This is a genomic window from Arthrobacter sp. NicSoilB4 (assembly GCF_019977335.1).
In the GTDB taxonomy this organism is placed as follows: Bacteria; Actinomycetota; Actinomycetes; order Actinomycetales; family Micrococcaceae; genus Arthrobacter.
The window spans coordinates 217,713-240,100 of record NZ_AP024653.1 but is presented as its reverse complement, the minus strand read 5'-3'; the positions used below and the strand labels follow the sequence as shown (position 1 = coordinate 240,100).

The 22,388-nt window shown below is 67.6% G+C and carries 22 protein-coding genes; 8 read left to right on the top strand and 14 right to left on the bottom strand.

Annotated features, from left to right (window positions below):
- Window positions 1-43 precede the first annotated feature (43 nt).
- Complete coding sequence (gene pxpA / locus LDO13_RS01170; protein ID WP_224048269.1) at window positions 44-823, bottom strand: 5-oxoprolinase subunit PxpA; 780 nt, start codon at window positions 821-823, stop codon at window positions 44-46.
- A gap of 121 nt (window positions 824-944) precedes the next feature.
- On the opposite strand from pxpA, the gene LDO13_RS01165 reads away from it, so the two are divergent.
- Window positions 945-2,432: a PucR family transcriptional regulator gene (locus tag LDO13_RS01165; protein WP_224048268.1), complete on the top strand. Its 1,488-nt coding sequence runs from the start codon at window positions 945-947 to the stop codon at window positions 2,430-2,432.
- Window positions 2,433-2,520: 88 nt separating this feature from the next.
- On the opposite strand, the gene LDO13_RS01160 is transcribed toward LDO13_RS01165, so the two are convergent.
- From LDO13_RS01160 to LDO13_RS01120, 9 genes are all read right to left on the bottom strand, one after another.
- Complete coding sequence (locus LDO13_RS01160) at window positions 2,521-3,303, bottom strand: SDR family oxidoreductase (RefSeq protein WP_224048267.1); 783 nt, start codon at window positions 3,301-3,303, stop codon at window positions 2,521-2,523.
- A 22-nt stretch (window positions 3,304-3,325) separates the two neighbouring features.
- Window positions 3,326-4,084, bottom strand: a complete 759-nt coding sequence (locus LDO13_RS01155) for a hypothetical protein (protein WP_224048266.1) — start codon at window positions 4,082-4,084, stop codon at window positions 3,326-3,328.
- 110 nt (window positions 4,085-4,194) lie between these two features.
- The gene (locus LDO13_RS01150; protein WP_224048265.1) at window positions 4,195-4,539 is read right to left on the bottom strand and encodes a GNAT family N-acetyltransferase; all 345 of its coding nucleotides are present in this window, start codon (window positions 4,537-4,539) and stop codon (window positions 4,195-4,197) included.
- Window positions 4,536-5,837 carry an acyltransferase gene (locus LDO13_RS01145; RefSeq protein WP_224048264.1) on the bottom strand — a complete coding sequence of 434 codons (1,302 nt, stop codon included), beginning with the start codon at window positions 5,835-5,837 and terminating at the stop codon, window positions 4,536-4,538. The genes LDO13_RS01150 and LDO13_RS01145 overlap by 4 nt, the downstream gene beginning before the upstream one ends.
- 161 nt (window positions 5,838-5,998) lie before the next feature.
- A complete protein-coding gene (locus tag LDO13_RS01140; RefSeq protein ID WP_224048263.1) occupies window positions 5,999-6,391 on the bottom strand; it encodes a DUF1304 domain-containing protein in 393 nt (130 codons plus the stop codon).
- Window positions 6,392-6,435: 44 nt separating this feature from the next.
- Window positions 6,436-7,323: a class II fructose-bisphosphate aldolase gene (locus LDO13_RS01135; protein WP_224048262.1), complete on the bottom strand. Its 888-nt coding sequence runs from the start codon at window positions 7,321-7,323 to the stop codon at window positions 6,436-6,438.
- Window positions 7,323-8,789: a GntP family transporter gene (locus LDO13_RS01130; RefSeq protein WP_224048261.1), complete on the bottom strand. Its 1,467-nt coding sequence runs from the start codon at window positions 8,787-8,789 to the stop codon at window positions 7,323-7,325. The genes LDO13_RS01135 and LDO13_RS01130 overlap by 1 nt, the downstream gene beginning before the upstream one ends.
- Window positions 8,790-8,882: 93 nt before the next feature.
- Window positions 8,883-9,776, bottom strand: a complete 894-nt coding sequence (locus LDO13_RS01125) for an NAD(P)-dependent oxidoreductase (protein WP_224048260.1) — start codon at window positions 9,774-9,776, stop codon at window positions 8,883-8,885.
- Window positions 9,777-9,800: 24 nt separating this feature from the next.
- Window positions 9,801-11,369, bottom strand: coding sequence for a four-carbon acid sugar kinase family protein (locus LDO13_RS01120; protein ID WP_224048259.1), 1,569 nt, complete (start codon window positions 11,367-11,369; stop codon window positions 9,801-9,803).
- Between the two features lie 148 nt (window positions 11,370-11,517).
- Between LDO13_RS01120 and LDO13_RS01115 the strand changes: the two genes are divergently transcribed.
- Entirely contained in the window at window positions 11,518-12,228 is a 711-nt protein-coding gene (locus LDO13_RS01115) for a FadR/GntR family transcriptional regulator (protein WP_224048258.1), read from the top strand.
- A gap of 55 nt (window positions 12,229-12,283) precedes the next feature.
- Here LDO13_RS01115 and LDO13_RS01110 read toward each other — a convergent pair whose 3' ends face one another.
- Window positions 12,284-12,541 carry a metal-sensitive transcriptional regulator gene (locus tag LDO13_RS01110; RefSeq protein ID WP_028270603.1) on the bottom strand — a complete coding sequence of 86 codons (258 nt, stop codon included), beginning with the start codon at window positions 12,539-12,541 and terminating at the stop codon, window positions 12,284-12,286.
- Window positions 12,542-12,710: 169 nt separating this feature from the next.
- Window positions 12,711-13,202 (bottom strand): SDR family oxidoreductase, encoded by a 492-nt coding sequence (locus LDO13_RS01105; RefSeq protein WP_224048257.1) that lies wholly within the window; start codon window positions 13,200-13,202, stop codon window positions 12,711-12,713.
- A gap of 233 nt (window positions 13,203-13,435) precedes the next feature.
- On the opposite strand from LDO13_RS01105, the gene LDO13_RS01100 reads away from it, so the two are divergent.
- The 5 genes from LDO13_RS01100 (at window position 13,436) to LDO13_RS01080 (ending at window position 16,578) form a co-directional block, all read left to right on the top strand.
- Window positions 13,436-14,179 (top strand): SGNH/GDSL hydrolase family protein, encoded by a 744-nt coding sequence (locus tag LDO13_RS01100; RefSeq protein WP_224048256.1) that lies wholly within the window; start codon window positions 13,436-13,438, stop codon window positions 14,177-14,179.
- Window positions 14,180-14,275: 96 nt separating this feature from the next.
- Window positions 14,276-14,485 (top strand): dodecin, encoded by a 210-nt coding sequence (locus LDO13_RS01095; protein ID WP_056428140.1) that lies wholly within the window; start codon window positions 14,276-14,278, stop codon window positions 14,483-14,485.
- A gap of 48 nt (window positions 14,486-14,533) precedes the next feature.
- Window positions 14,534-15,505 (top strand): aldo/keto reductase, encoded by a 972-nt coding sequence (locus LDO13_RS01090; RefSeq protein ID WP_224048255.1) that lies wholly within the window; start codon window positions 14,534-14,536, stop codon window positions 15,503-15,505.
- 222 nt (window positions 15,506-15,727) lie between these two features.
- On the top strand, window positions 15,728-15,991 hold the full coding sequence (locus LDO13_RS01085) for a GlsB/YeaQ/YmgE family stress response membrane protein (RefSeq protein ID WP_066432543.1): 264 nt from the start codon (window positions 15,728-15,730) through the stop codon (window positions 15,989-15,991).
- Between the two features lie 107 nt (window positions 15,992-16,098).
- Window positions 16,099-16,578, top strand: a complete 480-nt coding sequence (locus tag LDO13_RS01080; protein WP_224048254.1) for a YtxH domain-containing protein — start codon at window positions 16,099-16,101, stop codon at window positions 16,576-16,578.
- A 9-nt stretch (window positions 16,579-16,587) separates the two neighbouring features.
- Here LDO13_RS01080 and LDO13_RS01075 read toward each other — a convergent pair whose 3' ends face one another.
- A complete protein-coding gene (locus tag LDO13_RS01075) occupies window positions 16,588-17,403 on the bottom strand; it encodes a putative protein N(5)-glutamine methyltransferase (RefSeq protein WP_224049854.1) in 816 nt (271 codons plus the stop codon).
- Between the two features lie 690 nt (window positions 17,404-18,093).
- On the opposite strand from LDO13_RS01075, the gene LDO13_RS01070 reads away from it, so the two are divergent.
- On the top strand, window positions 18,094-21,102 hold the full coding sequence (locus LDO13_RS01070; RefSeq protein WP_224049853.1) for an alpha-amylase family glycosyl hydrolase: 3,009 nt from the start codon (window positions 18,094-18,096) through the stop codon (window positions 21,100-21,102).
- A 117-nt stretch (window positions 21,103-21,219) separates the two neighbouring features.
- Here LDO13_RS01070 and LDO13_RS01065 read toward each other — a convergent pair whose 3' ends face one another.
- Entirely contained in the window at window positions 21,220-22,239 is a 1,020-nt protein-coding gene (locus LDO13_RS01065; protein WP_224048253.1) for a PHP domain-containing protein, read from the bottom strand.
- Between the last annotated feature and the right edge of the window lie 149 nt (window positions 22,240-22,388).

Here is a 22,388-nt window from a genome sequence, read left to right as displayed (position 1 = left end):
TTTCAGTTGCGGTGGGGTGGGCAGTGCATGGCAGATCATTTGGCTACCGTCCGCCCAGGGCCGACCGCACGGCTTGCGCCACGGCCGGCGAGTTGGCGGCGTCGGAGTGGACACAGATGCTGGTGAAGTCGATGCTGACGGTTGAGCCGTCCGACGTTTCCACGAGTCCGTCGTCCAGGACCCTCCGCACGCGCTCGGCTGCTTTGGCGGGGTCTGTGGCCTCGGGCCGGCGCTGGATGATCAGCTGGCCGGCGGGGTTGTAGTTCAGGTCCACGTAGAGTTCGCCGACGAACGGCACCCCCATTTCCGCGCAGACGCTTTCGTGGGCTGTTCCCGCGAGCCCGAACATGGGAACTCCGTACAGCGCGGCGACCTTCGCGGCGGACCGCATCAGCTCGGGATCCCGGGAGAGCATCCCGTACAGGGAGCCATGGGGTTTGATGTGGTTGAGTTCCAGTCCGGCCTTTTTCAGGAAGCCCACCAGCGCGCCCGTCTGGTAGAGGATGATCGACTCGACTTCGGCCGGAGTCAGTTTCATCTCCCGGCGGCCGAACCCGGTCAGGTCCGGCAGGCCGGGGTGCGCACCGATCCGCACGCCATGCGCCTTGGCCGCGGCCACGGTTTCTTCCATGGTGTCCGGGTCCCCGGCGTGGAAACCGCAGGCCACGTTGGCGACATCGATGATTTCCATCAGGGCCAGATCATTGCCGAAGCTGTGCAGACCAAACGCTTCGCCCATGTCCGAATTGATCTCAATAGGTTTTTTCTCGCCGGGTTCTTTCTCGCCGAGACCTGTGACATTGCCCACATTAACATTGTTCATGCGTTCAACATTAGGGACTGCCCCACCCCTTACATAGGGGGCAAATGTCCACTAACTTTGATGGCAGGTGTGCACGTTGCACACCAAGTTTTTCGGGGCGACGGCGCACCGGGGAGGCAACATGAGGGTCTCGGATCTGTTGGCGGAGGACACCCTCCAGCTCAGGCTGCACACACCGTCCACGGCGAAGAGCCTGTCGACGTCCATCAGCTACAGCGCCCCGGCGGAATTCCTGGATCCCACGCCCTTCCTGGGTGCCAACTGCCTGCTCATCACCCACGGGATCGGCTTCAACTTCTTCGACCAACGGACGTGGGACGCCTACGTCGAACGGCTGGCCGGTGTTCCCGTGTGCGCCATCGCCTTCGTCACGGGAGTGGCGCACCGGCTGATTCCCAAACCGCTGGTGGAGGCCGCCAAGGCCCACGGGATCCCCCTGTTGGAGGTGCCCAGCGTCGTCCCGGCCCTGCAGCTGCAGCGCTTCGTCACCAGCGTCCTCGAAGCCGAACGGTTTGCCCTGACCCGGCAATCGTGGGAGCTGGCCGACCTGTGCGCAAAAGCGGCGCGGTCCGGCGGATCCCTCCGGGCCGTGCTTGCGGAGGTGGCGGCCGCGGCCGAGGGCCAGTGTGCCATCTTTGACACCACCGGCGCCTTGATCAGCTGCTGGCCGGCCAGTTCCCGTTGGGCCGCGGAGGACCTCCGCCATAACCGGGGCGCCCAGAGTTCCAGCTTCGCGCTCCCCACGGGCGGCACGGACCATTTCCAGCTGGTGGTCCGGGGCGGGACAACCGGGGAGCCGCTCGCCACGCTCATCGGCCCGGCGTCGTCCATCCTTGCCATGCAGCTCAACAGCGCGTTCAAGGCCAGCGCGCCGCACCAGGCCAAGCTGGAGCGGCTGATGCAGCAGCTGGAGGACTGGCAGGGGGTTGCGCTGAAGGAGCTGACCCGGACGTTCCGGGCCACGGGCCTGGACCCGCACGCGCCCACGTTCCTGTTGGTCGCCGAGCCGGACAAAGCCCAATTGCCGCACGCCTGGCGGATTCGGCTGGCCGTGCAGGAGCACCTGAACAACGCCCACGTCTTCACTTATCGAGGCTCGATCTACGCCCTGGCCCAGGCCCGCACGGACACCGGGGCGGACTGGGAAGGGATCCCGGACCGGCTGCTGGGCTCACTCCGGCCGATAGTTCCCGGGCTTCGCCTGGTCATCAAGGGGCCGCTGCGCAGCGTGGATGAGCTGCGGCTCGGCCTCGCCCATGCCCAGCGGCTGGTGCGGCAGGTGGGCATGCCCACCGTTGCGGCGTCGATGAGCATCGAGTCCCTGGTGCTGGCGACCGCCGGAAGCGGCGCACACGCGGCAGCGGAGAATCTGCTCGCACCGCTCCTGGAATATGACCGGGTTAACAACGGCCGGCTGCTGCCTACACTCCGGGCCTATCTGGACCACGACGCCCAGCCCTCCAAAGCCTGCCGGGCCCTGTACATCCACCGGAATACGCTGAGCAAGCGGCTGGCGCTGATGTCGCGGCTGTTGAATGTGCGCCTGGACACTTTGGAAGGGCTGACGACGTGCATGCTTGCCGTCCGGATCACCGACGACGCGCCCTGACCCGCGGCCATGGCCCGCAGCCCGGTCACGCGGGGCACTGGTGCGCCGCACTGGTCCTCCGCGCAAGGTTCCGCGAGCGGGCCGGTGCCTACTTGGCGCGGCGCGGCGGCCCGGCCACAAACCGGGCCGGGAGGACCCGGGCGGCCGCGGTCAGCACCTTGTAGCGCTTGGACGGAATGGAGACGGCCTTGCCCTTTGCGTTGTCGGCGAGGCCTTCCCGCACCACGCGTTCGGCCTGCAGCCACATCCAGCGCGGAGTTGCCGTCTTGTCCATGCCCATCCGGTCGTGGAACTCGGTGTGGGTGAAGCCGGGGCAGACGGCTGTCACGGCCACGCCCTGCTTGGAGTAGGCGAGGTTGGCCCAGCGGGAGAAGCTGACAAGCCAGGCTTTTGCCGCCGAATAGCTTCCGCGGGGCAGGAACGCGGCCACGCTGGCGACATTGATGATCCTGCCGGACTGCCGGCTGAGCATGCCCTGCAGGGCGGCGTGGGTCAGCTGCATGGCGGTCTCGACGTGCAGCTTGAGGTGCTTGGTCTCTTCCTTGATGTCGTTCTCCGCGAAGGAGCGCAGCAAGCCGATTCCGGCGTTGTTGACCAGGATTTCCACCGGACGCGCCGGGTCAGTGAGCCGGGCGACGACGGCTGCCACACCGCAGTCGTCCGTCAGATCCGCGGCGAGGACTTCGGCCCGGATGCCGTACCGTTTCTCCAGCTCTTCAGCCGTGGCCCGCAGCCGTGCGGCATCGCGGGCCACAAGAACCAGGCTGTGCCCCTGTGCGGCGAGCTGGCGGGCGAATTCGGCCCCGATGCCGGCGGTTGCTCCGGTGATCAGGGCAGTGCTGTCAGCAGGTGTCGCGGCAGGTGAAGTCATGGCAACAGCCTAACCCTGCGGGTTAAGCCAGGGCCTGCCCGGCGGCAAGTTCGCCCTCCGCGGGGCCGCCCGCGGCGTCCAGGTGGCGGTTCTGCAGCTCTTCGGCGGCCAGCTCGTACCAGGTGTGCGCGCCGAATGACGGGTTGCTGGTGTCGAGGTGCCGGTACAGGGCGTCTGCCAGCTGGCCCAGTGCGACGTCGGACAAAGCCCGGACAGTGGAGGCCGGGTCAAGCGTCCCCTCGAAGTATTCGGAGAGCTCCGCGCCGTTGACGGTGCTGACCTCGTCGGGGATCGGGCTGCAGGCCCCGTCCAGTCCCGGGTTCAGCCTCCCTGCGCCGGCGACGTCCGCGAAGCCATCATCGAAGGGCCCGGCGCCGGGGTCAAGCAGCGGGACCGGAGCGGGCTCCCCCTCGAGCCCGGCAAGGACTTCGCCGTCGGAGCCGACGTGCAACAGGCAGATAGGCAGCTCCGCGGGTTCCGCGAGGATGACGGGGAAGGGCTGATTTCCGGCCGCAGCCTGCTCCGGGGACCCGGCGTCCGGCTGCAGTGCATCAGTACTGGCAGCGGCGATGGACCTCAGCTGCAGGAGGATCTCCGGGTCCAGGTGGGACGCGCCGTGAAGGTCGATGACGACATCGGTGCCTGCACCGATGCGGCCCGCCCGCCGCATGATGTGCAGCAGCGAGGGGAATTCTGTTTGGGTAAGGCAGCCGGTGACTTCGAGGGTCACGTGTCCGGGGTCGACATCCACACGGACAAGCACACGCAGTTTATGGTTCACGGGGTTCTCCAAAGGGACACGTCCAAGAGCCAACTGCATAACTCTGCTAAAACTTTACGGGCTTGTTGCCCCGGTCACAAGCCCGGCGCCGCCGCAATGGCCGTGCGGTGTCAGGCTCCGGCCGGGGGCCGCTCCGGCCAGTCGATGTATTGGGTGTAGGCGTCGTGCTTGCGCAGGTACCTGTACATAAAAGGGCAGTTGGGGATGATCCGCTTGCCGGACGCCACGACGTCGTCCAAGGCGAAGTGAGCCAGTACCTTGGCGAGTCCCTGGCCCTGGAATTGTTCCGCCGTATCGGTGTGGATGAAGTCCACATGGCCCGGTTCGTCGATGAAGCGGATCTGGACGGCCAGCTTTCCGCCAACATGGAGCTCATAGCGGTGCAGCTCGTCATTCCGGGTGGTGGATACGTTCGGGCTGAACGTGTCTTCAGTGGCTGCCGAGTTCTCCGTCATGGTTCGACATTGGCACTTAATGGCGGGCGTGGCAATGGCGGTCCCGATCCGGCGGGACCCTGGCCGGCCACGAGCCGGACGGGGATCCGCCCCAGCAGGAGCACGGCGAGCGCGAAGCACGCCGCTCCCCCGCCGAGCAGTCCCAGCGTCAGTCCGCTGAGCGCCGCGTCGGCCACCGGAACAAAGACCACGACGGCGGCCGTCACCACGGCGGCCGCCGGACGGGACCGGGCGGTGCCGGCCGACGTCGGGCGTTCTTCGAGCCGGCCGAAGAGCGCCACTACGGGCAGGAGCAGGCCGATCACGGCCAGCAGCACGAGCGGCCGCCCCCACCACCAGGCGGCAGTTCCGCCCGCGGGCTGCGGAAAGTCGGTCAGAAGCAACAGCCCGGACAGCGCCGCGAGCAGGGGCAGGTGCCAGAGGTAGACGGTCATGGACCTCCGCCCGGCCAGCCCGATGAACCGCCGAAGCGGCACCAGCGACGCGATTCTGGCCAGCACGGGCCGGAAAAGCTGCAGGGCGGCGGCCTGCGAGAACCCGAGCAGCAACAGGGTCAGGTTGGGCGGATTGAGGTTTACCAGCATGTTGCCGGAGTACAGTCCCAGCCACACGAGCAGCCCCAGGACCAGGTTGCTGCCCAGGATGATGCCCGCCAGCGCGATGCGCCCGGGGACCAGCGGCCCGCCGTCGGCGAGGAAGAATCCCAGCTGCTGCACGGCGCACCAAAGGAAGACCATGTTGAGGTACGCCAGCATCGGCATCATGCCCCGCAGGCAGTCCACCGTCACCACCAGCGACGTGAGTCCCGCCAGGGTCAGCCAGGGCGCGCGGGCGTGCAGCCGCGCCAGGAACGGAAGGTTCAGCTGCGCCGCGAGGTAGGCGGCGAGGAACCACAGCGGCATGCCGGCACCGGACACCAGCAGCTGGATGACCTGCGGGTCCACCCCGGCCAGCCGCGCCGCCCAGAGCCCGGTGAACATGATGGCGAGCAGCACAGCGGCGGGGCGGATGAGCCGCAGCATGCGCGCCTGCATGTAGTCGAAGGTGTTGCCGCCCCGGGCCCGGAGGCGGCGCCAGGACTGCAGCCCGGTAATGCCGCCGGCGACGAAGAAGAGCGGCATGACCTGCAGGACCCAGACCACCGGTTCGAACCATCGCTGGTTGCCGAGGGTGTTGTCGGAGGTCGCGGTGCCGTCCGGGTGCAGCACGGGGCTCACCATCATGGTGTGCGACACCACCACGAGTGCAAGGCAGAAGAACCTTGCGAGGTCGATCACCAGGTCGCGGTCGGGCCGCATGGCCTGCCCGCTCCCTGCCCGCTGCCGTGGAACCATTGAGCCCCCAAGGAACCTGCCAACGCCGCGTGGGCTGTTGGGCGTCAACGCTTCTGTGTGTGCCTTCATTGTCGGCCTTGTCCGGGTGCCCGGCCAGTGCCGACAGGCCCACTTTTGCGTCGGGTTCAGGTGGTCAGCAGCCCCAGCACACCGAGGGCGACGGCGAGCAGCGGCGTCGCACCTTGGGTGGCGGCGGCACGGAGGTACTTGCGTCCGCTCAGGGCGAGAACGATCGAGGCCAGGAGCATGGATCCGCAACTGCTGAGGACCAGGGTCCACCCGACCGTGGAGTACCCGAGGGCGATGGCGCCGGTGCCGGCCAGGGCACCGGCGGCGAGGAAGAGATTGTAGAAGCCCTGGTTGTAGGCCAGCGGCCGGGTGGTGTCGGCGTCCGCCTGCGAGGCCACACCGAAGCGCTTCCACGTGGCTGGCCTCGTCCAGGTGATGGACTCCATGGTGAAGATATAGACGTGCAGCAGGGCCGCAAGCAGCGCAAAAACGAGGGAGGCCAGGATCATGTCCTGATCCTAGCCTCCCCCGCTTTCGGAGCGGTTGTGAGGAGCTAGCGCGAGAGTGTGGCCAGGGCGGTGGCCGCGAAAGTCCCGGCCGAGGCGTCCCACTCGGCCAGCAGTCCCTGCAGGTTTTCGCCGTCCCTGCGGTGGGCTCCCGTGCGTGCCTCGAGGGTTTCCAGGACGCCGGTGCGCAGCTCCGTGTTGAAGTTGACCTTGCCCACGTTCATGGCGGCGGCCTTGACGAGCTCGGCGGCCGGGATGCCCGAGGCGCCGTGCAGCACCAGGGGAACGCGGGTCCGCACCGCGATGTCCTGCAGCACGTCCCACCGCAGCTCCGGTTCGCCCTGGTACCGGCCGTGGACGTTGCCCACGGCCACGGCCAGCAGCTGGGCTCCGGTGCGGACCACGAAGTCCTCCACCTGGGCGGAGTCGGTGAGTCCGGCTGCCGGGGCGCTGCCAGCGGCGTCGGCTCCAAAGGCCTTGTCCTCGTCTCCGGCCAGGCCGCCGAGTTCGGCTTCGATCACGATGTCCCCGGAGCCGGTGCCGGCGCCGCCAGCCGCCGGCAGGTCCAGCGCGGCGCGCGCGGCCTGGACCAGGGCGATGTTGTCCTCGTACTCAAGCGACGATCCGTCCACCAGGACGGAGTCTGCGCCGGCGGCGACGGCGTCGGCAATCACCCGGAGGTCGGCGGCGTGGTCGAGCTGGATGGCGACCGGGACGGACGCCGCGTCCGCGAGACCGCGCAGCGCCGCAATCAGCCGAAGTCCGTTCGGGGTGGCCGCCGTGCTCGGTGAGACCAACAGGATGGCGCCGCGACCGGCGTCTTCGGCCGCCGCCACCACGGCGAGGGCCGTCGTGAAGTCATAGCAGGTGAAGGCGGGGACGGCCGATCCCTGCTGGAGGGCTGACGCGACAAGGTGATCGAGACGGGCACGCATCAGGCGCTCAGGCCTCCCACCAGGATCCAGGCCACGAATGCCAGCGCGAAGCCGGCGAGGCCAAGGATTGTGGTGAGCACAGTCCACGTGCGCAGGCCGTCGGCGACCGTCAGTCCGTAGTAGCGGACGACCACCCAGAAGCCTGCGTCCGTCACGTGCGAGAGGCCGAGGGAGCCGAAGCCGATGGCGATCACGATCACGGCAATCTGCGCCGGTGTGTAGCCGCCGCCGGCAACCGCGGAGGAGAGCAGGCCGGCCGTGGTGACGATCGCGACGGTGGCCGAACCCTGCGCGGCGCGCAGGGCCAGCGAGATGATGAAGCCAAGGAGCAGCAGCGGCACGCCGAGCGTGTCGAGGGATTCGGAGAGCGCCTTGCCGATGCCACTGACCTGCAGGACACTGCCGAACACTCCGCCGGCCGCGACAACCATGAGGATGGAGGCGATCGGGGGCAGGGCGCCTTCGAAGATCTCCCCGGTTTCGTTCAGCGACCACCGGCGGCGGACGGCCAGTAGGAAGAAGCTGAGCGCAACTGCCACCAGCAGGGCGAAGACGGGGTTCCCGACGAAGGAGGCGACGCCGTACCAGACACTGTTCTTGTCGATCACGAGCGTGCCGACGGTGCCGAGGAGGATCAGCGCGATCGGGGTGGCGATGAGGAAGATGATCAGGCCGGGACGGGGCGGGGCGGCAGCCTTGCTGCCCGGACCCTCGTGGCCGACACGGACCACGGTGGCGGAGCCGAACTCGTCCACCTGGGCTTTGACGGAGGGCAGCAGATCGTAGTTCTTGCGGTTCATGATCGAAGCGACCCAGTATGAGAGGAAGCCGAGCGGCACGCAGATCGCCAAGGAGATAAGGGCGATCAGGCCGATGTCGGCGCCGAGCACGCCTGCCCCGGCGACGATCCCCGGGTGCGGCGGCACCGCCACATGGATGGCCAGCATGATGCCGGCCATGGGCAGTCCGAACTTGATCGGGTGGACGTTGGCGATCTTGGAGAAGGCGTAGACGACCGGCACCAGGACGATGATGCCGACTTCGAAGAACACCGGAATTGCCACCAGGAAGCCTACGGCTGTGAGGGCCACGGCCACGCGCCGCGCACCGAGTTTGGCGGTGAAGTGGTCCGCGAGCGACTGCACGCCGCCGGAGACCTCGATCATCCGGCCCAGGATGGCTCCGAGGGCGATCAGCAGGGCAACCTTGCCCATGGTGCTCCCCACCCCGTTCGCCACCACGGTGAAGACGTCCTTCAGCGGGATCTGCGCGGCCACGGCCACCAGGATGCTGACGGTGAGCAGGGCCACGAAGGCCTGAATCTTGAAACGGATGATCATAAGCAGCAGCAGTGCGACGCCGGCTACGGCGATGGTCAGCAACAGCGGAGTACCCAGCTCCACGGCAGGTTTGATGACGGGGGCATCGGCCGCCCGCACCATCAAAGAGTTGATCAGGGGGTTCATCTGGGGTGTGTCTCCTTTGACGTCGCCATTGCGGCGAGCGGATGAATCGGGCGGCGGAGGAGGGGGTTCCGCCGCCGCCCGTCGAGGGGTTGGTTAGTTGGTACGCCTGGCGGGGGCGACAACCTTGATGACGGCGGAATCGTCGGCGGCGGCGAGCCCCTGGGCCTGGCCGAGCAGGTAGAGCTGCTCGGCGGCGGCGGCCACCGGGGCTGCGAGGCCTGCGGCGCGGGTGGCCTTGCCGACGATGCCCATGTCCTTGACGAAGATGTCCAGGCGGCTGAGGACCTCGGCGCCGTTTTCCGTGTAGGCCTCGAGGATGCGGGGGCCGCGGTTGGACAGCATGAAGGACCCGGCGGCACCGGCTTCCAGGGCCGCGAGGGTCTTGGCCTGGTCCAAGCCAAGGGCGTCCGCGAGCGCCATTGCCTCGGCGGCGGCGGCGATGTGGATGCCGCAGAGCAGCTGGTTGACGGTTTTGAGGGCCTGGCCGTCGCCGGGCTTGTCGCCCACGACGGTCAGGGTGGAGGCCAGAAGTTCCAGGACCGGCCGGGCCGTTTCCAGCGCCTGCGGTTCGGCGCCGACCACGATCAGCAGGTCGCCTTCGCCGGCGCGCTTCGGCCCGCCGGAGAGCGGGGCGTCCACGAGGGAAACGCCGAACTCCGCGAGGCGGGCGACTGTGGCCGGAATGGCTTCGGTGCCCACGGTGCTGCCGAGGATCACGACGGCGCCCGGCTTAAGCACGGAGGCGACACCGTGCGCGCCGAAGAGGACGTCGTCCAGCTGTTCGCCGTTGCGCACGGCCAGCAGCAGGGCGTCGGCGCCCTCGGCCGCCGCACGGGCGGAGGAGAAGGTCCTGATGCCGGCCTCTTCGGCGAGTTTCAGGCGCGGCTCGGCGATGTCGAAGCCGTGGACGGTCAGCTGGGTTGCCAGCCGGGCAGCCATGGGCAGCCCCATGGCGCCCAAGCCGAGGACGGTGACTTTGTAGTTCATGATCTTCTCCGTTGAAATGAGGGGCTAGAAAGTATTGCTGAGCTTGCGGGTGACCTGGGCCAGGGATTCGTCGTCGCCCACGTTGCCGGCGAAAACGATGTAGGGGATGCCCTTCGCGGGTCCGTCCACCGGCTCCCACAGGCTGACGATGCCCGGCAGCATGGGGCCGCGGACGATCGCGTGGCGGATCTCCAGGCCGTGGGCGGCCACGTCCGAGGATGTGATGCCTCCCTTGGCGATGACAAAGCGCGGCGGGAATGTCTTGAGCGTCCGGTTCACCACTGCGACGACGGCGGCGGACACCGTGCGGGCAATCCGGAGGCTCTCGGCGGCGTCGTCCGTTTTGATGAGCAGCCTGCTCGTGTGGACGATGACGTCCGCGCTGTGCAGGGACTCCACGACGTCCCGGACGATTCCGTCCAGGTAGCTCTCCGCGTCCCCGCCGAGCAGCTGTTCGACGTCGATCTCCACGATGCGCGCGGCGCTGTGCTGTTCGACGAGGGCCTTGAGCTGGCGGGTGGTGACACCCACGTGCGAGCCGACAACGATCAGGCCGCCGGCGCCGGAGGGCGTGTTGCCCGCGTAGGCCTCCTCGCCGCTGAGCGCGGGGCGGATTTCCTGGCCGATGCGGCCCCGGACGAACGGCGGTCCCACCCGGTAGAGCAGCTTCTTGCCGCGGCGTTCGGCTTCCTCGAGGCCCAGGGCGAGGGCGTGGAAGTCGTTTTCGGTCACGATGTCGGCGACGATCGGCGTGGAGCCGGCGGCGGAGTCGATGGCGTCGGCGATCGCCTTGGCCGAAATCTCGGGATCGCCGTCCGGGCCGGCGGCCCGGATGATGTTCAGGTCCAGCACGATCACCGAATCGGCCTGGAACCGGCCGCCGGACTTCTCTTCCACGTACTTCGCCAGTTCGGAATTGGCGAAGCCGAAGCTCGCGTCCCGGGCGAATTCGGTCTCGGCCACCGGGGTAAGTTTGCCTGCGTCCTCGCCGGTCCCGCGCATGTAGTGCACGCCGCCGATCGTCACGCGTCCGGCGTCGGGGAACGCGGGGACGATCACGACGCCGTCCGTCGCCTCGCCGCTGACGGCGGCGATGGTCGCCGCGATGGTGTCCGGTTCCAGCGGGTAGTGGCCGCGGAGGGTGGAGTCGCTGCGGCTGACGAACGCAAGCCGCAGGCTTGACCTAGCATCGCGGGAACTGACACCGCTTGAACCCGAAGCGCTGGGACCGGCACCGTCGGATTCGAGGGCGGCCGCCGCGAGGGCGTTCCGGACCACTTCTTCATTGCGGGCGGCCGCTTCGGCAGGGTCCAGGCTCCGCGTGTTGGTCAGGACGTAGACGGCGCCCTGGCGGCGGCCGTCGATGCGGTGGTTGAAAGCCCACGTAAAGTCGGCGACCTCCCAGCGGGTGAGGACCGGCAGGTCCGCGACGGACTGCGTGCCGGTCGGGTCGTCGTCGAGCACCACCAGGATCCGGGGGGACGACTCGGAAGAAGCCTCGAGGGCGCCCGCCACGGTCCGGGCGGGAATCCGGACTTCTGCCGGGAAAGCGGCCAGCACATCTGCTTCGAAAAGCTCTGATTCAAAGGGCACTTGCACTCCATTGTGGGAAAGTCTGCTGCGTTCGGGTCATTTGTAAGATGTCTGACATCTAACATTTGAATGCTAGTGTGGCATATGGCACAAAGACGCGCAAGTAGACTTGTCCATCAGGCAAATCGGTGACGGCGAATGGGGAAAATTGGCTAGGAAATCGCTGGTCGGCGTCGTCGCAGACGAACTGCTGGACCGCATCATTGCCGGCGAATTCCCGCCCGGCGCATCCGTCCCCGGCGAGCTGGAGCTGAGCGCGCGCCATGAGGTGAGCCGCATGACGGTCCGCGAGGCGATGAAGACCCTTGAAGCCCAGCAGATCCTGAGCGTGGAGCGCGGCCGGGGGACGTTCGTCAATCCGCTGAGCCGCTGGGCCTCCCTGGAGGCTGTGCTCCGGGCGGCCTCAGAGGGGAAGAACGACGCGGCGGCCGCGGTCCAGCTGATCGAGCTGCGCCGGATGCTGGAATCGGGCGCCTGCGAACTTGCCGCCGGCCGGATCAGCGACTCCGATCTCAAGACCCTTTCCGGGCAGCTGGAATCCATGCGTGCCGCGCACGAACAGCACGATCTGGCCGCATTCGTGGCCGCGGACCTGGCGTTCCACGACCTGATCCTGCGCGCCTCGGAGAATGTTTTTGTGGCCGTGCTGTTCGCACCGCTGCACCGGGTGCTGGAGAAGCGGCGGACCCAGACGTCGGAGGTGCGTGAAATCCAGGCGCACGCGATCGGCCATCACCAGAAAATCGTGGATGCGCTGGCGACGCGTGACCCGCACCGGGCGCGGGATGCGATGGACGCGCACATGCAGCAGACGCTGGATGACCTCAAGACTTTCGTGCTGGCGGCCCGCCCGGCCTGACTGGGCGGCGGAACGTGTCGGGCGGCCGGAATGCGGGGCAGGGCTCAGCCGGAGCTCAGGCGAGCGAGAGGAAGAGCTTCTCGAGTTCGGCCCGGTCCAGGCTGGGGTCCTCCTGCTGCATGCACTGCTGCAGGCCGGTGGCGATGATCGAGAATCCGGCCCGGTCCAGGGCACTGGAAACGGCGGCCAGCTGGGTGACAACGCTCTTGCAGTCGCGGCCCTCTTCGATCATGCGGGTGACAGCGGCGAGCTGCCCCTGGGCACGGCGAAGCCGGTTGATGACGGGCTTCATGTCGGCGGGATCGAGTTCCATTTGTTCCTCCGGGATCTTCAGGGTTCATTCCATGATATACCCCCCTGCGTATTGCCGATACCCGGCAGGGTATGACTGGGGCGCCGCCCGCCCCGGGCCGGGCGCCTGGCGGAACGACGTGCGCCCCCTCGGAAAGAGGGGGCGCACGTCGGATGTTCCGGGCTTCGGACTACACGGCCGTATAGCCGCCGTCGATCGGGATGGTCGCCCCGGTGATGAACTTCGCCTTGTCGCTCGCGAGGAAAGTGATGAGGTCGGCGACTTCCTGCGCCTCGCCGACGCGACCGGCCGGATGCAGGTTTGCATACTGCTCGAGGGTCGGCTCGTCGATGAGAGGAGTGCGGATGACGCCCGGGGCCACTGCGTTCACACGGATGCCCTCCTTCGCGTACATCGTCCCGGCGGCGCGGGTCATGTTTACGACGCCGCCCTTCGAAGCCGAGTAGGCGATGTTGTTGGAGACCGCCACGAGGCCGAACATCGAAGCAAGGTTAACGACGACGCCGCCACCGCCCTGCTTGAGGAACTGCCCGATGACGTACTTGTTGGTGTAGAACACGCCCGAGTAGTCGATGCCGTTGGTGCGCTCCCAGTTTTCGACGGTCGAGGTGACGACGTCACCCTCGCCGCCGACGTTCGTTAACCTCGCGGCGCTGGCCACGCAGATCGGCCCGGCAAGGCAGGGTCTGATACCCCACTCCCGCTAGGGACCTTAGGACCTAGTGGAACCAGAATTTTCGGCGTATTGCTGGGAGTGTGAACGCCGCCGGTTTCCTGGATCCTGGCGCCGGCCCGGCCGGCGGATGGCGTCCCGCGCCGGGTCAGGGGAGGCCGGGCCGGGCGCCGGATGCAGCCTGGCGAAGGAACGCAGGCCTGTGGAGCCGTTACGTCGCCATGGGGGATTCGTTTACGGCGGGCCTCGGGGACCCGGAACCGCTGAGCCCGGGCGGCATGAGGGGCTGGGCTGACCGTATCGCCGAGGAACTCAGCGAGGGCAGGGCGGACTTCCGCTACGCCAACCTCGCCGTCAACGGCCTGGTCCTGCGTGAAATCCTGGACCGGCAGCTTGGACCCGCGATCGCGCTGAAGCCGGACCTGGTCACCCTCTCGGCCGGCGGAAACGACCTTGTCTTTCACCGGAGGGATCCTGACCGGCTCGCTGCCACCCTCGACGCTGCGGTGGGCATGCTCAGTGCCACCGGCGCCACCATCGTGCTGTTCACCGGCCCCGACTGGGGCGACACGCCGCTGCTGGGCCATAACCGCGGCAGGGTCGCCGTCTTCAACGAAAACATCCGGACCATCGCCGCACGCCACCACGGGGTGATCGCCGACCTTTGGGCCTTGCGGCAGCTCTCGGACCCGCGAATGTGGGACCCCGACCGCCTGCACTTCTCGCCGATCGGGCACCACACCATCGCGGCCATGGTGCTGGAGTCCCTCAACGTCCCCCACACACTGAGGCCGCTGGAACCGAAGCCGATGCCTGTTGCGAGCTGGCGGGACAGCAAAGCCGGGGACCTCGCCTGGTTCACCACCTACCTGCTGCCCTGGATGGTCAGCCGCGTCCGGAAACGGCCCGACGCCCTGCCCCGGACGCCCAAGCGCCCCGAGCCGGGACCCGTCTTCGGATCCTGATGGGCGGACTCCCGCCCCTAGTCCCGCCGCGATCTGTCGGCTAATCTGCAGGAACGGCCCACCGCCGGGTCTCGATGGCGATCACGAGGAGCGAAGTTGTCTAATCACACTTACAGCATTTCTGAAATTGTCGGAACGTCGAACGAAGGCGTTGATGCCGCCGTCCGCAACGGCATCGCCGAGGCGGCCAAGACCCTGCGGAACCTGGACTGGTTCGAAGTCAAGGAAATCCGCGGACACCTCGAAAACGGTGCGGTGGCCGACTGGCAAGTGACGATCAAGCTCGGGTTCCGGCTGGAACGCTAGCCTCCGACGCCGGCCCGCACGTTCCGCCACCCTGAGAAGGACCACCGCGTGCAGTACACGCAACTGGGCCGCTCCGGCCTGAAAGTCTCCCGGCTCTGCCTCGGAACCATGAACTTCGGCCCAAAGACCGCGGAGGCGGATGCCCACTCCATCATGGACTCGGCGCTGGGCGCGGGCATCAACTTCTTCGACACCGCGAACGTCTACGGTGGCACGGGGCACCGGGGCCGTACCGAGGAAATCCTTGGGCACTGGTTCGCCACCGGCGGCCAGCGCCGGGAGCGGACCGTTCTGGCGACCAAGCTCTACGGCACCATGACGGACCTTCCCAACGAGTCCCGGCTATCGGCGCTGAACATCAGGCGCGCCCTCGATGCGAGCCTGAAGCGGCTGCAGACGGACTACATCGACCTCTACCAGTTCCACCACGTGGACCGGAATACCCCGTGGGACGAAATCTGGCAGGCTGTGGAAGTCGCGGTCCAACAGGGAAAGATTCTCTACTCGGGCAGCAGCAATTTCGCCGGCTGGCAGCTCGCGCAGGCACAGGAGGCCGCCTCGCGCCGCCACAGCTTCGGCCTGGTCAGCGAGCAGTCCATCTACAACCTGCTGACCCGGAACGTCGAACTGGAGGTCATTCCGGCTGCACAGCATTACGGGCTCGGACTGCTCCCCTGGTCGCCGCTTCAGGGCGGACTCCTGGGCGGCGTGCTGAAGCCAGGGCACGACGGCGTGCGCCGTGCCGATGGCCGTTCCCTCGAAACCCTCAAGAAGCACCAGGACCAGATCCGCCAGTTCGAGGATTTCACCCAGGACCTGGCGCGCGAACCGGGGGACGTCGCCCTGGCGTGGCTGCTGCACCAGCCGGCCGTGACCGCGCCGGTGGTGGGCCCGCGCACGCAGGATCAGCTCGATTCGGCCCTCCGCGCCCTGGACCTGGCGCTCGAGCCCGACGCCCTGCAGCGGCTCGATGACATTTTCCCCGGATACCGGACGGCGCCGGAGGATTACGCATGGTGACCCGTGAAATTATCGCGCTGTGCGGGCGGCCAGCCACGGAGGGAGGGGTTCATTAAGCAGCCACAAACGGGGAGGAAAATCCCGCCGGCAGCCGCGGCGAGGAGACTTCCCACCCTCCCGAATGGCTCTTTGATACTAAGCATGATTAGTATTGGGGGAAGAAGGATGTAGCGCACCCGGCAACCCGGGTGCCTCCTCAATGAAGAAGAAGGAACGATAAAAATGGGTTTTTTCGCATTTCTGATTCTGGGCCTCATCGCCGGCGCAATCGCTAAGGCAATCCTCCCGGGCAAGCAGGGCGGTGGCATTCTCATCACGCTGCTGCTCGGCGTGGTCGGCGCCATCCTTGGCGGCTGGATTGGCGGACTGCTGTTCGGCACGGGCATCAACGAGTTCTTCTCGCTGTCGACCTGGCTCCTGGCCATCGGCGGTGCGATCATCGTCCTGCTCGTTTACGGCATGATCACCAAGCGTTCGGCCCGCTAAAGCCAACGCGACCGGAAAACCGGTCCCGGGATTTTTCCCGGGGCCGGTTTTTTGGCACACGGCCCACCAGCTTTCTACCCAGCACCATCGAGGAACAGGAGTACAGCATGAAAGGCAAACTTCTTTTCGGAGCAGGAATCGCAGCAGGCTACGTTCTCGGGTCGCGGTCCGGACGGGCCGCTTACGAGAAACTTAAGGCACGGGCGTCGGCCCTCTGGGAAAGCCAGCCGGTCCAGGACAAGGTGGCCGCGGCAACTGATGCGGTGAAGGAAAAGGCCCCCGAGGTGTCCGAAAAGCTCGGCGAAGCCGCCCGGCGGGCCGGGACGGTCATTAGTTCCGCCGTCCATCGTGATGCGTCCACGAAGGGTTCCACCGGTGCAACGCCGGCAGGCGAGGGCGCGGACATCCCGGCGCACAGCACCCATCCGGAGACCGTCAACCTCGGGACGTCCGCTGCCACAGCGCGGACATCCGACGTCGATTCGGACCCGGCACTGTCCGACCGGCATGGTCAGGACTGGTCCGACGAAGGCGGGGCCACCCGGGCCGGAGCCGCGACCAACGTCGATCCCGATAAGGCGTCCTAGCCCAACCAGCTAAGAGGGCACAGCAGGCACAGGCGTTCCGATGACGATCGTGGCGTCCAGCTCCGCGGAGCTGGCCACCCGGGCCGTCAGTCCGCTGCGGACGAAAAGATCCGCGGTCTGCGCAGCCTGCCGCCGGCTCGTCTCGATCAGCAGGTGGCCGCCCGGGGCCAGCCACTGAAGCGCCCCGGCCGCCACCAGCCGTTGCACCCGAAGCCCGTCTTCACCGCCATCGAGGGAAACCCGTGGCTCGTGGAGGCGGGCTTCCTGCGGCATGGTGCCGATTTCGCCGGAAGGGACGTACGGGGCGTTGACGGCGAGGACATCCACCAGGCCGCGCAGCCGCTCCGGGAGCGGCGCATACAGGTCCCCTTCGTGGACCTCACCGCCCAGCGGTACGATGTTGCGGACCGCGCACTTCACCGCGGCCCGGTCGACGTCGGAGGCGTGAAGCTCCACGGGACCGGCCAGCGCCGCGAGCGCAGTCCCCACCGCCCCGGAGCCGCAGCACAGGTCGACGACGACCGGCGCCCGTCCGGAGCTGCCGGATTCGCCCAGGAGCCGCGCTGCCTCCCGGACCAGGAACTCGGTGCGGCGGCGGGGCACAAAGACTCCGGTGTCCACTCCGATCCGCAGTCCGCAAAACTCCGCCCAGCCCAGGACGTGCTCAAGGGGCAGGCCGGAGACCCGCTGCTCCACGAGCGCGTCGAGGTGATCCGGCGTCGTGGCGGCCTCGGCCAGCAGCCCGGCTTCCTCCTCGGCGAAGACGCAGCCGGCCGCCCTGAGCCGCTTGACGATAGTGCCCCGCTTGACGATAGTGCCCCGCATGATGACCGTAGGCCTGGGCGCGGGAAGGGCCGTCATGCCAGAGTCCCCTTCCGTTCATGGTGCCGGAAATCTCATGCTACCGAAATGGCAGGACGGCACCACAGGACATGCCCATCCCCAGCAGCCAGGACTGGACATAACACCACCATGTCCAACCCTCGAAGCGGCAGGAGAGCATGTCCTTCGGGAGTGCCGGCGGATGGACATGCCGGGAACCCGTGACCGCGGGACATGCCCATCCCCAGCAGCCACGACTGGACATAACCCCACTATGTCCAACCGTCGGAGCGGCAGGAGCGCATGTCCCGCGCAGGGGCCTGCAGATGGACGGGCCGGCACTGTCTGACCGGAGGACATGCCCATCCCCAGCACCCATGACTGGACATAACCCCACTATGTCCAACCGTCGGAGCGGACGGAGCGCATGTCCCGCTGGCGTGCCGCTACCTGGCGCGGACCCGACAAATAGACCTGAAGATTACCTGACCATTCGCTGGAAAAACTCCCGCGCAAGCGCTTACAGTTGTGACTTGGCTCTCAGTAGCCGGTCTCCCGCATCCACCCCTTCGTCGAGGCAACGTCGCTTACCGGAAGGTTCCCATCGTGTTAATCCGCAGTACCAGTGCGGGCAAAAAGCCTGCGCCCAGCCACCGACAGTCGCGTGCCGCACTCCTCCGCACCGGAACCGCGGTGGCGGCGGCGATCGTTACCGCGGCAGCCGCCGTCGTGATCCCGATTACGGCCGCGCAGGCCGCCCCGGCCCCGGACGATCCGTCGGCCGTCCACTCGCTCCGGGGCCCGGTGACCGACGAACGGTTCTATTTCGTGATGGCGGACCGCTTCAACAACGGCAGCACCGCGAACGACGACGGCGGCCTTGGCCCGGATCCGATGGTGTCCGGCTTCGACCCGACCAAAAAGGGCTTCTACAACGGCGGGGACCTCAAAGGCCTGCGGGACAAGATCGACTACATCCAGGGCCTGGGCACCACCTCGATCTGGCTGACCCCGAGCTTCAAGAACAAGGCGGTCCAGCCGGAGGACAAGTCAGCCGGCTACCACGGCTACTGGGTCACCGACTTCACCCAGATCGATCCGCATCTGGGCACCAACGCTGAGCTCAAATCGCTCATCGACGAGGCCCACGCCCGCGGCATGAAGGTCTACTTCGACATCATCACCAACCACACCGCCGACGTGATCGGCTACGGGAAGGACGGCGACCGCGCCGCCTACAAGTCCAAGGACGCCGCGCCCTACCTGACCGCCGCCGGGGTCCCGTTCGATGACCGCGACTACGCCGGAACGGGCAGCTTCCCTGCCCTGGACGCGGCGAAGTCCTTCCCCTACACCCCGGAATTGGACGCCGGGGAGACGGACCTCAAAGTCCCCGCATGGCTCAACGACCCCACGCTGTATCACAACCGCGGCGACACCACCTTTGAAGGTGAAAACTCCTTCTACGGCGACTTCTTCGGCCTCGACGACCTGTTCACCGAACACCCCACCGTGGTCAACGGAATGATCGACGTCTACACGCAGTGGATCGGCGGCTTTGGTGTGGACGGCTTCCGGATCGACACCATGAAGCACGTCAACGACGAGTTCTGGCAGCAGTTCGGCCCGCGGGTCCTCGACTACGCCAAAGCGCACGGCAAGGACGAGTTCTTTATGTTCGGCGAGGTCTTCGACACCTCCAAGAGCTTCACGTCGCAGTTCACCACCCGCAACAAGATGCAGGCCGTGCTCGACTTCCCGTTCCAGGACGCCGCCCGCAACTTCGCCTCGCGCGGCCAGGCCGCGAAGGGCCTCGAGTCCTTCTTCGGCGGCGACGACTGGTACACCGACGCGGACTCCAACGTCTACGAGCTGCCCACCTTCCTGGGCAACCACGACATGGGCCGGATCGGCAGCTTCATCACCGCGGACAACCCGGACGCGGACGACGCCGAACGTGTGGCCCGGGACCGGCTCGCGCACGAGCTGATGTACTTCTCCCGCGGCAACCCGGTGGTCTACTACGGCGACGAACAAGGCTTCACCGGCCCCGGCGGGGACCAGGACGCCCGCCAGACGCTGTTTGCCAGCAAGGTCCCGGACTACCTGGACGATGACCTGCTCGGCACCGACACCACCCACGCGGGCGACAACTTCAACCCGGCCCACCCGCTCTATCGCGGGATCAGCGGACTCGCTGCCCTGACGACGGAGCACCCGGCGCTGCGGAACGGTGCGCACCAGAACCGCTATGCCTCCGAGGGGCCGGGCATCTACGCCTTCTCCCGGACCGACGCCACGGCCCAGCGCGAGTACGTGGTTTCCATCAACAACAGCGAACAGCCACAGACCGCCGCCGTGCCGACTTATGTGGGCAAGCGCACGTTCAGCCGGATCTACGGGGACGCGAGCGCCGAGGTCAAGACCTCGGCGGACGGGAAGCTGACGGTCACGGTGCCGCCACTGTCCGCCGTCGTCTACGAGTCCGCCGGCCGCATCCCGCAGTCCAAGGCGGCCCCCGCCGTGACGCTGCAGGAACCGGCAACCTCAGCCGCGGACAACAGCCGCGTCCGGGTGGCGGCCGACGTCGACGGCAGCTCCTTCTACGAGGTCACCTTCGAGGCACGCACCGGCGGCGGCAAATGGACCTCCATCGGCACTGATGACACGGCGCCGTACCAGGTCTTCCACGACGTCTCCGCGCTGAAGGCCGGCGCGGCGGTGGAGTACCGTGCCATGGTGCTGGACAACGGCGGGCACTCCTCCGTGAGCCAACCCCGCAACGGCACCGTCCCGGCGCCGGTTTTGAGCCTGGTGTCCCCCAAGGAAGGCAGCAGCGTAAAGGGCAAGGTCGAAGTCAGTGCGGTCGCCAGCCCGGAAAAAGCCGACTACACGATCCGGTTCGAGCGCAGCATCAGCGGCGGTGACTGGTCGGAAATCGGCCAGGACAGCTCCTCCCCCGCCTACACCGCCGTCGACGACCTGGGCACCCTGGCACTGCCGGACGGCACCCAGCTCCGCTACCGGGCCCTGATGGACGTGCCAGGCGTGGGCGCGGTGGCCAGCGGGACCCGCACTGTCGTCGCCGGGGAGCTTCCCCAGCCTGCATCGGTCACTGTCGCCGGGAGCCTCAACTCGGAAATAGGCTGCCAGGGTGACTGGCAGCCGGACTGCCGGGCCGCCTTCATGACGCTGGATCCGGCAGACAAGATCTGGCGGTTCACGGCGGACCTGGACGCGGGCAGGTACGAATTCAAGGCCGCCCTCAACGGATCGTGGGACGAGAACTACGGTGCGGGTGGAGCGCTCAACGGCAACAACATCGTGCTGGACCACCCCGGCGGCCCGGTGACTTTCCGCTATGACAACAGCACGCACCTGCTGAGCGCCGTGTATGCCTCTCAGCAGCCGGGGGCCGTCGCGGCTGCCGGGGACATGAACTCGGAACTTGGCTGCGCGGGCGACTGGATGCCGGACTGCGACTTGGCCCAGCTGACCCTGGACACCAAAGACCTGGTCTGGAAGCTGACCACCACCCTGCCCGCCGGCAGCTACGGGTTCAAGGCGGCCCTCAACCGCTCCTGGACGGAGAACTACGGGGCCGGGGGCGCTCCCGGCGGCGGCAACGTCAGCATCACGCACGACGGGGGGCAGATCACCTTCCGGTACGACCACTTCAGCCACCTCATCACCGCCGGCTGATTCACCCCTGACCGCGGGACATGCCCATCCCCCGCACCCAGGACTGGACATAACACCACTATGTCCAGCCCTCGAAGCGGCAGGAGGGCATGTCCCGCGGCGGGATCGCCACGGCTGTCAGCGCCTCGAACCTGCCCACTCCAGCAGGCGGTCCAGGGGCCACGTGGTGACGATCCGCTCCGCCGGCACATGGTTGCGTTCGGCCCGTTCGGCACCATACTGCAGGAAATCGAGCTGGCCCGGGGCGTGGGCATCGCTGTCGATGCTGAACAGGCAGCCTGCGTCGAGGGCCACCTCGATGAGGGCGCCCGGCGGGTCCTGACGTTCGGGCCGTGCATTGATTTCAACGGCGACGTTGTGCTCCGCACAGGCCGCGAACACCGCTTCGGCGTCGAACTCCGACGCCGGGCGGGTGCCCCGGCCGCCTTGCACCAGGCGGCCGGTGCAGTGGCCGAGCACGTTGGTGTGCGGGTCGGCGATGGCGCCGAGCATCCGGCGCGTCATGGTGCGCTTGTCGGAGCGAAGCTTCGAATGCACGCTGGCGACCACGACATCCAGCCGGTCCAGCATCTCCGGAGTCTGGTCCAGGGTGCCGTCCTCGAGGATGTCGACCTCGATGCCCCGCAAGAGGCGGAAGCCGCCGTCGTCCGCATTGATCTCATCGACAATGGCGAGCTGTTCGGCGAGCCGCCCGGCGCTCAACCCGTTGGCGACCTTGAGGTTGGGGGAATGATCCGTCAGCGCGAGGTACTCGCGGCCAAGCAGCCTGGCGGCGCCCACCATGGCCTCGATCGGGGATCCGCCGTCCGACCAGTCGCTGTGGCTGTGCAGGTCACTGCGCAGCGCGGCCAGCAGCTCGTGGCCGCCCGGCACCAGAGGCTGGGCCCCCCGGCTCCTCAGCCCGGCCAGATACTCCGGAACGTCGCCGTCGAGCGCCTGGCTGATGACCTGGAAGGTCCGGTCGCCGATCCCTTTGGTCCGCTTCAGCCTGCCGTCACGGGCCCGGGCGGCCAGTTCCTCCGGCCCGAGGCCGGCGATGGTCCCGGCGGCTTTGCGGAACGCCTGGATCTTGAACGCCGGTGCGAGCTCGCGTTCGAGCCAGAAGGCAATCTCATTGAGCGCGTCCACGGCATCCATGGCACCATCTTGCACCCCTGGCCGGCGCAGTGGGACCCCCGGGCCGCCACGGGGGCCCAGAGCTTTGGCTGAGGGCAACGTTCTGAGAGACTTGTCCCGGCCGGGGCCTGATCCGGTGGGGAACTACGCCGGCGGTCCATGGGGATGGC